We start from the raw sequence: 13759 nt of genomic DNA on the forward strand, positions 1-13759 counted from the left end.
CGCGGCCCGTCTACGCCGGGCCAAACTTCAGTTTTTAGCCCAAGCCAGAATCTCTTCCGAAGTGGCAACCACCGCGCTCGGCGGCAGCTTAGGGCGATCGATCATAATCACCGGAATGTTCAACGCCCGCGCCGCGTGCAGCTTGGCCTCTGCCCCGATGCCCCCCGCGTTTTTGCAAACCACCGCCTCGACGCGGTGCTGCTCCATCAAGGCCCGGTCCCCGGCCACATCAAACGGCCCCCGCGCCACAACCACGGTGTGATGCGGCACGGCGGGCGGGGTCTCCGGCTGATCCACAAGGCGCAGGATATAGTGATGCTGCGGTTGCGCCGCAAAGGCAGGCAGATTGAGCTTGCCCAGCGCCAGCAGCACCCGCTTGGCCGCCCCATCAAGCGTCGCCACAGCGCCCTCAATATCCGCCACATGGTGCCAGTCATCCCCGGCCTGCGCCTGCCAGGCCGGACGGGTCAAAGCGATCAGATCCACACCTTCCTGCGCGCAGGCATGATAAGCATTCCAGCTCATCTGCGCGGCAAAAGGATGTGTCGCATCAATCACATGGGTGATGCTATTGTCCCGCAAATAGGTGGCCAAACCGTCAACACCGCCAAATCCGCCCACCCGCGTGGGCAAAGGCTGATCTTTGGGCTTGGCGACACGCCCCGCATAAGAGAAAACCGCGTCAATACCGGCTTGCATCACGGCTTTGGCCAAAGCGCTGGCCTCGGTTGTGCCGCCAAGAATAAGGAGTTTGGTTGTCATGTCAGTTGATCCTTGGCTCACCATCGTCGGGCTCGGCGAAGATGGCCCAGATGGCCTTCCCCCTGCAAGCCGCAAAGCGCTTGAAAATGCCGAAGTTGTCATGGGCGCGGCACGGCACCTTTCGCTGCTGCCCCAGATCTCCGCTAAGACTGTGACATGGCCCGTGCCTTACGCGGATGGCCTCACACTTTTGCTGGAAAACCGCGGCCGCAAAACCGTCGTGCTCGCGTCTGGCGATCCGTTCTGGCATGGCGCTGGTGGCAGCCTCACCAAACACTTGGAGCCGGGGGAATGGCGCAGCCTGCCCGCCTCCTCCACCATGTCTCTGGCCGCCGCCGCGCTTGGCTGGCCGTTGGAAAGCACAACCACCATGGGCCTGCATGCAGCCCCCTTTGCGCGCCTGCGCCCGCATCTGGCCAATGGCACACGCGCCATCGTGACCCTGCGCGACGGGGATGCTGTTTCCGATTTTGCCACTTGGCTCACAGGTATCGGTTTTGGCGCAAGCCGTCTCCATGTGCTTGAAGCCCTCGGCGGGCCGCGTGAACGTATCCGCCGAGCAACCGCTCAAGAGCTGGCCTTCACCGATATCACACATCCCGTGTCCGTCGCGATTGAGGCGCAGGGCGGCCCTGCCCTCACCACAGCCTCGGGCCGCGCGGATGCGTTCTTTGACAACGATGGTCAGATCACCAAACGCCCTGTGCGCGCCCTGACGCTTTCTGCACTCGCTCCACTGCCCGGCGAGCACCTCTGGGACATCGGCGGCGGCTCCGGCTCCATCGCCATCGAATGGCTGCTGGCCCACCCGCGCACCCGCGCCACCAGTGTGGAGATCAACCCAGAACGGGCGCAGCGTATTGCAGCCAATGCTGCAAGCCTCGGCGCAGACCGCCTGTCAGTTGTCACCGGTGCTGCGCCCGCGGCCCTTGCCGGTCTTGAGCCCCCTGACGCCGTTTTCATTGGCGGAGGCATCAGCGAAGACATGCTACAAGCGGTCTGGCAGCAAATGCCCGAAGGCGCGCGATTGGTGGCCAACGCGGTAACGCTTGAGGCCGAAGTGCTTTTGGCCAATTGGCAGGCACAAAACGGCGGCGACCTCTTGCGTATCGAGCTGGCGCATGCCAACCCCTTGGGCCGAAAACGCGGCTGGAAATCCGCTTATCCCATTGTGCAATGGAGCGTCACAAAATGAGAGTTGCCGGTTTTGGCTTCCGACAATCCGCCACGCTGGAAAGCCTGCAAGCCGCTTGGCAGGCCGCGCAGCCCGTGGATGTGTCTGCGCTTGCCGCACCGGAAGACAAAGCGCAGGCGCAGGCATTTGCGACCTTTGCCGAGGCACTCTCTCTGCCTGTGATCCCCGTGGCACCACAGGATATGCACGCAGCCGCCACTGTGACCAATTCCACGAAAGTGCGCGAAAAACGCGGCACCGGATCCGTCGCAGAAGCCTGCGCGTTGGTGGCTGCAGGTGCATCCGCAACATTGCTGCAAACCCGCGTCATCTCAGAAGACCGTATGGCCACCTGCGCCATTGCTGAAGGAAGTACCACATGACCGTTCACTTTATCGGTGCAGGCCCCGGTGCGGCCGATCTCTTGACCTTACGGGGGCGTGACCTGATCGCCTCTTGTCCGGTCTGCCTCTATGCAGGCTCACTGGTGCCGGATGAAATCCTGTCCCACTGCCCCGAGGGCGCGCGCATCATCAACACCGCGCCGCTGGATCTGGATGCCATCGTGGCCGAATGCAAAGCCGCTCACGCAAAAGGCCAGGATGTGGCCCGCCTGCACTCCGGCGATCTCTCGGTCTGGTCCGCCATGGGGGAACAACTGCGCCGCCTGCGCGCTGAGGGCATTCCGGTTTCCGTCACCCCCGGCGTACCAAGCTTTGCCGCCGCCGCTGCGGCGCTGGAAACCGAGCTCACCTTGCCGGGGCTTGCGCAATCTGTCGTTCTGACCCGTACCCCGGGGCGCGCCTCCTCCATGCCAGAAGGCGAAACGCTGAAGAATTTCGCGGCCACCGGCGCGACCCTTGCGATCCATCTGTCCATTGGCAACCTTGATCACGTGATCGCTGATCTGACCCCCGCCTATGGCGCAGGCTGCCCGGTGGCCGTGGTCTACCGCGCCAGCTGGCCCGATCAGCAGATCATCCGCACCACGCTCGCCACTCTGAAGTCCGATGTGACCGAAAACATCACCCGCACGGCGTTGATCCTCGTCGGCCCCGCCCTCGCTGGCGAAGGCTTTGACGAGAGCTGCCTCTACGCCACCGAATATGATCGCCGTTATCGCCCGCAGACCGCAGACAGCCCGTGGTCGAGCTGGCAGCATGGAGACGACTGACATGACCACCACCATGCCCCCCGGCATCCTGATTTCCGCCCCCTCCTCCGGCACCGGCAAAACCACCGTGATGCTCGGCCTTCTGCGCGCGCTGGCCGAAGATGGCCTGAATGTGCAGCCGTTCAAATCCGGTCCAGACTACATCGACCCGGCGTTTCACCACGCCGCCGCCCGCCGCCCGGCTTTCAATCTGGACACATGGGCCATGCCGCCCGCCCTTGCCGGCGGCATATCAGAACAGGCGCAAGGCGCAGACATCATTGTCGCCGAAGGCTCCATGGGCCTGTTTGACGGCGTGGCGACACGTGGTGAAAACGGCTTTGGCAGCTCTGCGGAAACCGCGCTAATGATGGGCTGGCCGGTTGTTTTGGTGATCGACGTGGGCGGTCAGGCGCAATCCGCGGCCGCCACCGCGCTTGGCTTCAAAACCTACAACCCAGATCTGCCCTTTGCCGGGGTGATCCTCAATCGCTGCGCCTCCCCCCGTCATGAGCGCCTCGCACGGCTTGGCATGGATCAGGCGGGCATCAACGTCCTTGGTGTGCTGCCCCGTCGCGGTGATCTCGCCCTGCCTGAGCGCCACCTCGGCCTCATTCAGGCAATTGAGCATCCCGATCTTGAAGAAGCCATCACCGGCTATGCCGCCTTCCTGCGTGAAAATGTGAACTTAGAAGCCATCAAAGCCGCCGCCAAGGCAGGCCCAGCACGTACAGGGCAGTTGCCCAACCCTCCAGCCCAACGTATCGCCCTTGCGCGGGATGCCGCTTTCAGCTTCACCTATCCGCACCTGCTGACCGGCTGGCGCGACGCGGGTGCAGAGATCCTGCCCTTCTCCCCACTTGCCGATAAAGCCCCAGACGCAAGCGCCGATCTTGTCTGGCTGCCCGGCGGCTATCCCGAGCTGCACGCCGGCACGCTTGCCGCCAATCAGACCTACCTCACTGGCCTGCGCAAACACGCCGAAACCAAACCGGTGCACGGCGAATGCGGTGGCTATATGGCCTTGGGTCAGGCGCTAATCGACAAAGAGGGCAACCGCCACGAAATGGCAGGCCTTCTGGGTCTTGTGACCTCCTATGAGAAACGCAAATTCCACCTTGGCTACCGTCAGGCAACATTGCAGGCCCCCATGCTGGGCTTTGAAACGGGCGCGCGCCTGCGTGGCCATGAATTCCACTATTCCACCATTCTGGAAGAGCCAGATGCCCCCCTCGCCCAAGTAGGTGACGCAGACGGCAACCCGGTGCCGGAAACCGGCTCGATCAAGGGCCACACCACCGGCACCTTCTTCCACCTGATTGCAGAGGCCTCCGCATGACCGGCTTTGTCAGTTTTGTAAGCTCCGGCCCGGGTGATCCCGAATTGCTCACCCTGAAGGCTGTTGACCGCCTCGGGAAAGCAGAGGCCGTGCTGTTTGATGACCTCTCCGCAGGCCCCATTCTGGAGCACGCCAACAAAGAGGCGGATCTTGTTGGCGTGGGCAAACGCGCAGGCCGCCCCTCGCCCAAGCAACACCACGTCAGCCAGCTTTTGGTGGATTACGCCCAATCCGGCGCCCATGTGGTACGCCTGAAATCCGGCGACAGCGGCATTTTTGGCCGTTTGGAAGAAGAGATCACAGCGCTTAAAGAAGCAGGCATTGATTTTGAAATCATCCCCGGTGTGACCTCCGCCAGCGCCGCCGCCGCCGCTGCTGGCATCCCGCTGACCCGTCGTCTGGTGGCGCGCCGCGTGCAATTTGTCACCGGTCACGATGTGGCGGGTGCCCTACCCGGCGATCTCAACCTTCAGGCGCTCGCAGACCCCGGTGCCACCACGGTGCTCTTTATGCCCAAACGCACCTTCCCGGAGCTGGCAGAGAAGCTCTTCGCCACCGGCCTGCGCCGGGATTGCCCTGCGCTCTTGGCTGAAAGCGTGTCCCATCCGGAACAGACACTCACCCGTACCACGATGGAAGAACTCGCCAAACAGCTCGCGGAAGAGATTTCTTCTGCACCGGGCATCATTCTCTTCGGCGAACTGGCAGACCCCAAATGACCACGCTTTCCCTCGTTGGCATCGGCTCGGGCAACCCCGATCACCTCACCCGTCAGGCCCTCAAGACGCTGGAGGCCGCAGATGTCATCCTGCTGCCCCGCAAAGGTGACGAGAAAAACGAGCTCGCCGATCTGCGCCGCATGATCGCCGCAGAGCTTCTGACCACCGCGCCTAGGATCGTCGAATTTGACTATCCGGTGCGCGACGCAGACACACCAAAATACCTTGATGGAGTCAACATTTGGCACGATGCGCTGGCCGCAATCTGGCAAGATCTCATCGCCACGCATGCCCCCACTAATGGCCATGTGGCGCTGATGGTCTGGGGAGATCCCTCGCTCTATGACAGCACCCTCCGCATCGCTGATCGCCTGATCGCACGCGGCATCCCGCTGACTGTGAACGTGGTGCCCGGCATCACCTCGCTGCAGATGCTCACCGCCGCCCACGCCATTCCGCTCAACACTTTGGGCGATCCGGTGCAGATCACCACGGGGCGCAAACTGCGCGAAGACGGCTGGCCCGAAGGTGTTTCAACTGTGGCCGTGATGCTGGATGGCAGCTGCTCTTTCCAGCATCTCGATCCCGCAGGTCTGCACATCTGGTGGGGTGGCTATGTGGGCATGGACCAGCAGATCCTGATCGAAGGCCCGCTGGCAGAGGTCTCTGCCAAAATCATCAAGGCCCGCGCAGATGCACGGGCCGAGATTGGATGGATTATGGATATCTATCTGCTGCGCAAAGCAAATTAGATCGTCGCCTCAAACAGCGCAGTGAGGTTCGCCTCAGTTAGTTCCACCGGGTTGCCACCACAGCTCGGATCAATCAACGCACCTTTGACCAGATCAGGGATGGCATCCGCTTTCACGCCCAGCTCAGACAGCTTGCGCGGGATGCCAAGGCTGTCGTTAAAGCCTTGCACAAACGCGCGGAAGCCTTCAAAGCCGCCTTCAATCCCCAGATAGCCCGCTGCCAGATCAAAACGTGCTGAGATCTCAGCTGCGTTCAATTCCAGAACCGCTGGCATGCAGACCGCATTGGTGGTGCCGTGGTGCGTGTTAAACATCGCGCCCACCGGGTGGCTCATGGCGTGGATTGCCCCAAGACCTTTTTGGAACGCTGTCGCCCCCATCATCGCCGCGCTCATCATATGCGCGCGCGCTTCCAGATCGGTGCCATCCGCATAGGCGCGCGGCAAGTTCTCGATGACGAGCTTCATGCCTTCCAGCGCGATCCCCTGGCTCATCGGGTGGTAGTGCGGGCTGGAGTAAGCCTCAACGCAATGGGCAAAAGCATCAAGCCCGGTGCCCGCCGTGATAAACTTCGGCATGCCCACAGTAAGCTCTGGATCGCAGATCACGATGGCTGGCAGCACTTTGGGGTGGAAGATGATCTTCTTCTCATGGCTCACGGAATTGGTGATGACACTCGCACGCCCCACTTCAGACCCGGTCCCAGCGGTGGTTGGCACAGCGATAATGGGTGCAATCCCGTCAGGATCCGCACGGGTCCACCAGTCGCCAATGTCTTCAAAATCCCAAACCGGGCGCGTCTGGCCAGACATGAAAGCCACCATCTTGCCCAGGTCCAGCCCTGAGCCACCGCCAAAGGCGATCACCCCGTCATGACCACCTGCGCGGTAGACCTCAAGACCGGCCTCAAGGTTCTTCTCATTGGGGTTCGGATCCACATCCGAGAACATGGCGCGCCCCAGACCCGCCGCCTCCAAGAGGTCCAGAGTGGCCGTGGTGATCGGCAGATCCGCCAACCCTTTGTCCGTCACCAGCAGCGGCTTTTTCATGCCGGTGGCCGCACAGGCCTCTGCCAGCTCTTTGATGCGGCCAGCGCCAAATTTCACTGCGGTCGGATAGGACCAGTTGCCTACAAGTGTCATGATGTCACCTTCTTCAGATGGTAGGATTTCGGGCGTGTCAGGTTCTGGAAGCCGATCACAGACAATCCGCCCCCACGCCCGGTGTTTTTACAGCCGGTCCAGCACAGACCCGGATCCAGATAATCTGCCCGGTTCATGAACACCGTCCCGGTCTCAATCTCATTGCCCACACGCTCCGCGCGCGCCACATCTTTGGTCCACAGGCTCGCAGTCAGACCAAATTCGCTGTCATTCATCAGCGCAACGGCTTCCGCGTCAGAGGACACCTTCATGATCCCCACAACCGGCCCAAAGCTCTCATCGCGCATCACACGCATGTCGTGGGTCACGCCCGTCAGGATCTGCGGCGTCAGATAAGCCCCGCCATCATCCTCTGCAAAAGTCTCGATATGCGCCGTTGCCCCAGCTTCCAGAGCCTCCGCAATCTGGGCGCGCACCTCTTCAGCAAAGCGTACATTGGCCATCGGACCAATCGTGGTTTTCTCATCCAGCGGATTGCCAAGTTTGTAGCCATTAACAACGGCCACGGCCTTTTCCACAAAAGCATCATACAGGCTCTCATGCACATAGATCCGCTCGATCCCACAGCAGCACTGACCAGAGTTGAACATCGCCCCGTCAATCAGCGTGTCCACCGCCGCATCAAGATCTGCGTCTTCCATGACATAGCCCGGATCTTTGCCGCCAAGCTCCGTGCCAACACCAGTGAATGTGCCCGCCGCCGCGCGCTCCATCGCCTGACCACCACCGACGGAACCGGTGAAATTCACAAAATCAAACGCATTGCCCGCGATCAGATCATTGGTCACGTCATGGCTCAGGAAAACGTTCTGGAACACATCTTCCGGCACGCCAGCGCTGTGGAAGGCCTGCGCCATGCGCTCCCCCACCACGAGAGTCTGGGTGGAGTGCTTCAGCACAACGGAGTTGCCGGCAATCAGCGCTGGCGCCACGGTGTTGATCGCCGTCATATAGGGGTAGTTCCAAGGCGCCACCACAAACACCACCCCATGGGGCAGACGCTTGATATAGCGCTTGAACGTGTCGTCTTCGCCCACCTGAATATCCGCCAGAGACTCCGCAGCGATATCCGCCATATGGCTGGCGCGTTCATTGAAGCCGCCAAATTCCCCGCCATAGCGCACCGGACGGCCCATCATCTTGGCCAGCTCGGGCACGATCTCATCGTTCATCGCGCCCACAGCGGCCACACCGGCCATCACCAAATCAATCCGCTCCTGCAAAGGCCGCGCCGCCCAGTTTTTCTGCGCCGCTTTGGCGCGCGCCGCTGCGGCAAACGCCTCATCTGCGCTCAACACAGGGCGTTCTGCAAACACCGACCCATCGATCGGAGAGATACAAGTTAACATGCCGCTCATGGCAACACTCCATCCATAAGGGGCACAGCGCCCCGCTTTCTCATTCGTCAAAACCCCGGGGAATATGAGGGGCTGCCCCCTCACCTCTTCCGGTTTATGCCCGCTCAAACCCGCGCGCGATTTCCCAATCTGTCACCACCGCGTCAAAGGCTTCCTGCTCCCATTCTGCCATTCGCACATAATGGTCAACCACGTCACTGCCCATGGCCGCGCGCAGCATGTCAGAGCCACGCAGCGCCTCGGTGGCATCCCGCAGGCTGGTCGGGATCACATTGTCGCCCGCCTCATAGGCATCCCCTGTCAAAGGCGCACCGGGATCCAGCTGTTCCTCTATCCCTTTGATACCTGCCGCCAACATCGCCGCAATCGCCAGATAGGGATTCATATCCGCCCCCGGCACCCGGCATTCCACACGCACAGCCTTGCTGCCATCGCCACAAAGTCGGAAAGCGGCGGTACGATTGTCCACCGACCAGACTTTGGCAGTTGGAGCAAAGCTGCCTTTCTGAAAGCGTTTGTAGCTGTTCACATAGGGCGCAAGGAACACGGTGATATCATCTGCGTATTTCAGCAAGCCGCCCAGATAGTGCCGCGCCAGATCGGACATGCCCAGATCCTTATCCGCATCAAAAAACGCAGGCACGCCGTCTTTGGTCCAAAGCGACTGGTGCACATGGCTCGCGCTGCCCACTTTGTCATGGTGCCACTTCGGCAGGAAAGACACCGCATGCCCCTTCTGCCAGCCAATTTCCTTGGCTGCATGTTTGGAAATCGTGTGGTTCTCAGCCGCATCCATCGCGCTGCCGTAGCGGATGTTCAGCTCTTCCTGACCGGTCTCAGCCTCACCCTTGGAGCCTTCCACCGGAATGCCCGAGGCATAAAGCCCATTGCGCAGCGCACGCATCACGCCTTCTTCCTTGGTGGTCTGCAGTATGTGGTAATCTTCGTTATAAGCGCTGATCGGGGTCAGATCCCGGTAGCCTGTCTTGCTCATCTCTTCAAAGCTCTGCTCAAAGATAAAGAACTCAAGCTCGGTGGCAGAAACCGCCTCAAAACCCATTTCCGCCAGCCGTGCGATCTGCTTTTTCAGCATGGCACGGGGCGAATGCGCAATGTCGTTGTGGCCGTGGTGATCCATCACGTCACAGATCACCAGCGCAGTACCTTCCAGCCACGCTGCCCGGCGCAGGGTACTCAGGTCAGGCTTCATCAGATAGTCACCATAGCCCGCTGACCAACTGGTCGAGGCATAGCCCTCAACCGTGTGCATCTCCAGATCGGTCGCCAGCAGGTAGTTGCAGCAATGGGTCTCTTCCCACGCGCTGTCCACAAAATGCTGCGCCACAAACCGCTTGCCCATCAAGCGCCCCTGCATATCCACAATACAGGCCAGAACAGTGTCAATCTCGCCGCTCGCGCTCAGGCCGCGCAGCTCTTCTAGGGTCAGGTTGCCAGACATCAAATGCGCCTTCTTTGTTGCGTATCAAAGCCCCATCCGCTGACGGGGCTTTGAAAAATGTGATTCCAAAAAGACTTAGCCGTAACGGTACGGACGACCCGCCGCCTGCATGTCTGCGTTATACTTGCGGAAGATCTCCACAACCTTCGCCTTGGTTGGGCTTTCGGCGGCAATTTCATCCCAGAACTTCACAGCCGCAGTCTCAACCTGTGCCCATTCCTCATCCGGAATTGAGGTCAGCTGCATCTTGGTGCCGTTCACACGCAGATTGGCCTCACCACCCCAATACCACCACTGACGATAGTAATGTGACTGATCGGTACAGACGCGGAACAGGGTCTGCAGATCTTCTGGCAGCTCATTCCAGCGGTCCATATTGGCAAAGAAGCTGCCCGCCCAGGCACCGGAAATGTTGTTGGTGAGGAAGTAGTTGGTCACATCGGCCCAACCCACGGTGTAATCCTCGGTGATGCCAGACCATGCAATGCCATCAAGCTCGCCGGTCTGAACCGCCACTTCGATATCTTCCCATGGCAGGGTCACTGGCACGACACCAAACTGGCTCAGGAAACGACCCGCGGTTGGGAAGGTAAAGATACGCTTGCCCTTCAGGTCTTCCAGCGAGTTGATCGGATCTTTGGTGGCAAAGTGGCACGGGTCCCAGGCACCCGCGCTGATGTGCTTCACACCCACTTTGGAATACTCTTCGTCCCAAATCTCGTTCAGGCCGTACTGGTTGAACAGTACAGGCACATCGAGGCTGTAGCGGGAGGCAAACGGGAAGTAGCCACCAAAGACGGTCACCTCGGTGGGCGACGCCATGGAGTCATCGTCAGACTGCACCGCATCAATGGTGCCGCGCTGCATGGCACGGAACAGCTCGCCGGTTGGCACCAGTTGATCCGCATAGAACAGTTCAATCTGCATGCGGTCGCCGGCAATCTTGTTGAACATCTCAATCGCTGGATCAATCACATGCGCAGCCAGCGCCGGACCGGCATAGGTCTGCATGCGCCACTTGATGGTGCTTTGGGCAATTGCAGGCGCCGCGAGCGGTGCGGCCATTGCGCTCACACCTGCGGTCTGAAGAAACTTACGTCTTGTCGTCATTTCTCTATCTCCTTGTTGAAACTGGCACCGTTTGCGGCACTCTGTAGGTTTATTATTTTCCGTAAACATAGTTTGGCAGCCAAAGCGCGATCTGCGGGAAGACCATAACCAATGTCAGCGCCAGCACCATCACAGCCACAAACGGCACGATGCTCCGGTAGATGTCGCGCAGGGTCACTTCGCTTGGGGCCATAGCCCGCATGAGAAACAGGTTATAGCCAAACGGCGGCGTCATATAGGCGATCTGTGTGGTGATCGTATAAAGCACGCCATACCAAATCAGATCAAAGCCAAGCACTTTCACCAATGGCACGTACAGCGGCGCAACAATCACAAGCATCGCCGTGTCATCCAGGAAAGTCCCCATCAGGATAAAGCTCAGCTGCATCAGGATCAGGATCATCCATGGGTCTAGCCCCAACTGCTCGGTGAACAGGTTGTCGATCGCTTTGACCGCGCCCAGACCGTCAAACACCGCGCCAAAGCCCAGCGCCGCCAGAATGATCCACATGAACATGCAGGAAATGCCAAGCGTGCTGCGCACCGAGGTTTCAAACACCTCCCGCGTCATCCGCCCCTTCAGCACCGCAGCAACAAAAGCCGTAATCGCTCCAATCGCCGAGCTTTCGACCAGCGAGGTCCAACCATTCACGAAAGGCACCATCATGGTGGCAAAGATCACCACCGGCAGCAGCCCGGCACGCAACAGGCGCAGCTTTTCCGCACGTGAAATGTCACGATCCGCCTCAGGCAATGCCGGGCCAAGCTCCGGCTGAATGCGACACCGGATCACCACATAAAGGATGAACATCGCCGCCATCATAAGCCCCGGAAACACACCGGCCAGCCACAACTGCCCCACCGGCTGCCGTGCAATCATCGCGTATAGCACCAGAACCACCGAGGGCGGCACAAGAATACCAAGGCTCGATCCCGCCTGAATGACCCCGGTCACCATGCGTTTGTCATAGCCCCGTTTCAGCAATTCCGGCAGCGCAATGGTCGCGCCAATAGCCATGCCCGCAACGCTGAGACCGTTCATCGCAGAAATCAGCACCATCAACAGGATCGTACCAATCGCCAGACCACCGCGCACCGGCCCCATCCAGACATGGAACATCTTGTAGAGATCGTCCGCAATCTTGGATTCACTCAACACATAGCCCATGAAAATGAACATCGGCAGCGTCAGCAGCGGATACCATTTCATCAGCTTCATCGCGGCAGAGAAGCCAATATCGCTGCCCCCCGTGCCCCAGAGCAGCACCGCTGCCAGCACTCCCACAAAACCAATTGCGCCAAAAACGCGCTGCCCCGTCATGAGCATCAGCATCATGGTGGAGAACATCAGAATGGCGATCATTTCATAAGACATCAGTAGTCAACTCCACGCATCCGCGCGATGTCTTTGAACAGTTCAGAGACCGCCTGTAAGAACATCAGTATAAAGCCAAAAAGCATGATTAGTTTGATCGGCCACAACACCGGGCGCCAAGCCGTTGGGCTGCGCTCGATATAGCCGATCACTTCGCTGGCAGCCTCTTTGCCACCGGTGACATAGGCCAAGACCAGATCACGATAAAACGCATAAGGCTCGACGCCAAAATGCCCCAGTGAATAGGCGCTGGAGCCCACAGCACCGTGGATCAGGATGGCAATGTAAAACAGCAAAAAGAACACGGTCATCGCGTCCACCGTGGCGCGCTGGCGCAAAGTCCATTCGCCATAGAACAGGTCCATCCGCACATTGGAGCCAAGCTGCATCGAATATGGCCCGCCAAGAATGTAGTAGGTCACCATGGCGAACTGCGCCATCTCCAGTGTCCAGAGAGAAGGCGTCATGAAGGTCTTGGAGAAAGAGGACCACAGCAAAATCGCCATCATGGCAAAGATGCCATACATGATGAAACGCCCAATGCGCCGGTTAAACCCGTCGACACCGCGAATATAGAGCCGGATAAGCTTCGGCATTTATCGGCCCTCTTCCGTCTTTGTGTCTTTGGCAAGCCCCGCAAGTGCGGCTTGCAGCGCGCCTTCGATCACGTCAGCCATATGGGCAATCTGTGTCTCCGTCCGCAGCAGGTCATTGCGCACCTCAAGCATCACATTGGCCGTCTTGGTCGCGAGCCCGTAAAGCTTCAGCGAGTGTGTCACGCCATCTTCCGGCCCATAAGGCGCATTGCGCTGCACATCATGCGGTGCACCCGCCAACGCCTCAAGCATCCCATCTGCCAAACGTGTGTCCCGGTCATGCAGGATGCCAATCTCCACATCGCGCTTTGCGCCGTGATAGATCGGTGTGAACGAATGCACCGTGACAATCGCCTTGGGCTCAAGCATGGCAATCACCTGCTCAACGGCTCCTCGAAACGGCACATATATCTGCTCAACGCGGGCCTCTCGCGCCGCGTCAGACAACCCGACATTGCCAGGAATGTCGAAAATCTCACTGCGCTGAGGGATTGCACTCTCCGCCACCGGCGGGCGGTTGCAGTCGTACAGCAAACGGGAGACACCGCCCGCAACAAGGCTGCTATCAAAGCGTTCCGCCAACAGTCGTGTCAGCGCAAGCGCGCCCGGATCCCAGGCCACATGGCTTTCGCGGACCTCATCACTCAGCCCAAGATCACCGAACGATTCTGGAAAATAATTGGAGGCATGTTCACAGACAAACAGCACATCACAAGGCGCCACGGCGCCCTCAACATGAACCACTTCGTCATCTTCTAGCGTCATCAGCGCCTCCCTTTGTGAACAAACTTCTTCAGGA

14 protein-coding genes are annotated in these 13759 nt (G+C 59.7%); 6 read left to right on the forward strand and 8 right to left on the reverse strand.

What is annotated here, in order from left to right; genetic code table 11:
- Nucleotides 1–27: 27 nt before the first annotated feature.
- Nucleotides 28–762: a cobalt-precorrin-6A reductase gene (locus tag PJL69_RS06260; protein WP_271308874.1), complete on the reverse strand. Its 735-nt coding sequence runs from the start codon at nucleotides 760–762 to the stop codon at nucleotides 28–30.
- Between PJL69_RS06260 and cbiE the strand changes: the two genes are divergently transcribed.
- From cbiE to cobF, 6 genes are read left to right on the forward strand one after another with little or no spacing between them, the layout of a single operon-like run.
- Entirely contained in the window at nucleotides 761–1957 is a 1197-nt protein-coding gene (gene cbiE / locus PJL69_RS06265) for a precorrin-6y C5,15-methyltransferase (decarboxylating) subunit CbiE (RefSeq protein ID WP_271308875.1), read from the forward strand. The two genes, PJL69_RS06260 and cbiE, sit on opposite strands and share 2 nt — an antisense overlap.
- Nucleotides 1954–2319, forward strand: coding sequence for a cobalamin biosynthesis protein (locus PJL69_RS06270; RefSeq protein WP_271308876.1), 366 nt, complete (start codon nucleotides 1954–1956; stop codon nucleotides 2317–2319). The genes cbiE and PJL69_RS06270 overlap by 4 nt, the downstream gene beginning before the upstream one ends.
- Nucleotides 2316–3110, forward strand: coding sequence for a precorrin-4 C(11)-methyltransferase (cobM, locus tag PJL69_RS06275; RefSeq protein ID WP_271308877.1), 795 nt, complete (start codon nucleotides 2316–2318; stop codon nucleotides 3108–3110). Before PJL69_RS06270 ends, cobM begins: the two co-directional genes overlap by 4 nt.
- Before the next feature lies 1 nt (nucleotide 3111).
- Nucleotides 3112–4428 (forward strand): cobyrinate a,c-diamide synthase, encoded by a 1317-nt coding sequence (locus PJL69_RS06280; protein ID WP_271308878.1) that lies wholly within the window; start codon nucleotides 3112–3114, stop codon nucleotides 4426–4428.
- Nucleotides 4425–5147: a uroporphyrinogen-III C-methyltransferase gene (cobA, locus tag PJL69_RS06285; protein WP_271308879.1), complete on the forward strand. Its 723-nt coding sequence runs from the start codon at nucleotides 4425–4427 to the stop codon at nucleotides 5145–5147. Before PJL69_RS06280 ends, cobA begins: the two co-directional genes overlap by 4 nt.
- The gene (gene cobF, locus PJL69_RS06290; protein WP_271308880.1) at nucleotides 5144–5899 is read left to right on the forward strand and encodes a precorrin-6A synthase (deacetylating); all 756 of its coding nucleotides are present in this window, start codon (nucleotides 5144–5146) and stop codon (nucleotides 5897–5899) included. Before cobA ends, cobF begins: the two co-directional genes overlap by 4 nt.
- On the opposite strand, the gene PJL69_RS06295 is transcribed toward cobF, so the two are convergent.
- The 7 genes from PJL69_RS06295 to PJL69_RS06325 form a co-directional block, all read right to left on the reverse strand.
- Nucleotides 5896–7041: an iron-containing alcohol dehydrogenase gene (locus tag PJL69_RS06295; RefSeq protein WP_271308881.1), complete on the reverse strand. Its 1146-nt coding sequence runs from the start codon at nucleotides 7039–7041 to the stop codon at nucleotides 5896–5898. The two genes, cobF and PJL69_RS06295, sit on opposite strands and share 4 nt — an antisense overlap.
- Nucleotides 7038–8420: an aldehyde dehydrogenase family protein gene (locus PJL69_RS06300; RefSeq protein ID WP_271308882.1), complete on the reverse strand. Its 1383-nt coding sequence runs from the start codon at nucleotides 8418–8420 to the stop codon at nucleotides 7038–7040. The genes PJL69_RS06295 and PJL69_RS06300 overlap by 4 nt, the downstream gene beginning before the upstream one ends.
- 94 nt (nucleotides 8421–8514) lie before the next feature.
- Nucleotides 8515–9879: a glutamine synthetase family protein gene (locus PJL69_RS06305; RefSeq protein ID WP_271308883.1), complete on the reverse strand. Its 1365-nt coding sequence runs from the start codon at nucleotides 9877–9879 to the stop codon at nucleotides 8515–8517.
- Nucleotides 9880–9954: 75 nt separating this feature from the next.
- On the reverse strand, nucleotides 9955–10989 hold the full coding sequence (locus PJL69_RS06310) for a TRAP transporter substrate-binding protein (RefSeq protein ID WP_209096603.1): 1035 nt from the start codon (nucleotides 10987–10989) through the stop codon (nucleotides 9955–9957).
- A 52-nt stretch (nucleotides 10990–11041) separates the two neighbouring features.
- The gene (locus tag PJL69_RS06315) at nucleotides 11042–12364 is read right to left on the reverse strand and encodes a TRAP transporter large permease (RefSeq protein WP_271308884.1); all 1323 of its coding nucleotides are present in this window, start codon (nucleotides 12362–12364) and stop codon (nucleotides 11042–11044) included.
- Nucleotides 12364–12960, reverse strand: a complete 597-nt coding sequence (locus PJL69_RS06320; RefSeq protein WP_271308885.1) for a TRAP transporter small permease subunit — start codon at nucleotides 12958–12960, stop codon at nucleotides 12364–12366. Before PJL69_RS06320 ends, PJL69_RS06315 begins: the two co-directional genes overlap by 1 nt.
- Nucleotides 12961–13725 (reverse strand): N-formylglutamate amidohydrolase, encoded by a 765-nt coding sequence (locus PJL69_RS06325; protein WP_271308886.1) that lies wholly within the window; start codon nucleotides 13723–13725, stop codon nucleotides 12961–12963. It lies immediately after the preceding gene.
- Nucleotides 13726–13759: the final 34 nt, after the last annotated feature.

Origin of the sequence: Shimia sp. MMG029, from assembly GCF_027947445.1 — a bacterium.
Lineage (GTDB): Bacteria > Pseudomonadota > Alphaproteobacteria > Rhodobacterales > Rhodobacteraceae > Shimia.

Coding starts and splice junctions, on each gene's coding strand:
- cbiE (WP_271308875.1), top strand. CDS start 761: ATGTCAGTTGATCCTTGGCTCACCATCGTCGGGCTCGGCGAAGATGGC.
- PJL69_RS06260 (WP_271308874.1), bottom strand. CDS start 762: ATGACAACCAAACTCCTTATTCTTGGCGGCACAACCGAGGCCAGCGCT.
- PJL69_RS06270 (WP_271308876.1), top strand. CDS start 1,954: ATGAGAGTTGCCGGTTTTGGCTTCCGACAATCCGCCACGCTGGAAAGC.
- cobM (WP_271308877.1), top strand. CDS start 2,316: ATGACCGTTCACTTTATCGGTGCAGGCCCCGGTGCGGCCGATCTCTTG.
- PJL69_RS06280 (WP_271308878.1), top strand. CDS start 3,112: ATGACCACCACCATGCCCCCCGGCATCCTGATTTCCGCCCCCTCCTCC.
- cobA (WP_271308879.1), top strand. CDS start 4,425: ATGACCGGCTTTGTCAGTTTTGTAAGCTCCGGCCCGGGTGATCCCGAA.
- cobF (WP_271308880.1), top strand. CDS start 5,144: ATGACCACGCTTTCCCTCGTTGGCATCGGCTCGGGCAACCCCGATCAC.
- PJL69_RS06295 (WP_271308881.1), bottom strand. CDS start 7,041: ATGACACTTGTAGGCAACTGGTCCTATCCGACCGCAGTGAAATTTGGC.
- PJL69_RS06300 (WP_271308882.1), bottom strand. CDS start 8,420: ATGAGCGGCATGTTAACTTGTATCTCTCCGATCGATGGGTCGGTGTTT.
- PJL69_RS06305 (WP_271308883.1), bottom strand. CDS start 9,879: ATGTCTGGCAACCTGACCCTAGAAGAGCTGCGCGGCCTGAGCGCGAGC.
- PJL69_RS06310 (WP_209096603.1), bottom strand. CDS start 10,989: ATGACGACAAGACGTAAGTTTCTTCAGACCGCAGGTGTGAGCGCAATG.
- PJL69_RS06315 (WP_271308884.1), bottom strand. CDS start 12,364: ATGTCTTATGAAATGATCGCCATTCTGATGTTCTCCACCATGATGCTG.
- PJL69_RS06320 (WP_271308885.1), bottom strand. CDS start 12,960: ATGCCGAAGCTTATCCGGCTCTATATTCGCGGTGTCGACGGGTTTAAC.
- PJL69_RS06325 (WP_271308886.1), bottom strand. CDS start 13,725: ATGACGCTAGAAGATGACGAAGTGGTTCATGTTGAGGGCGCCGTGGCG.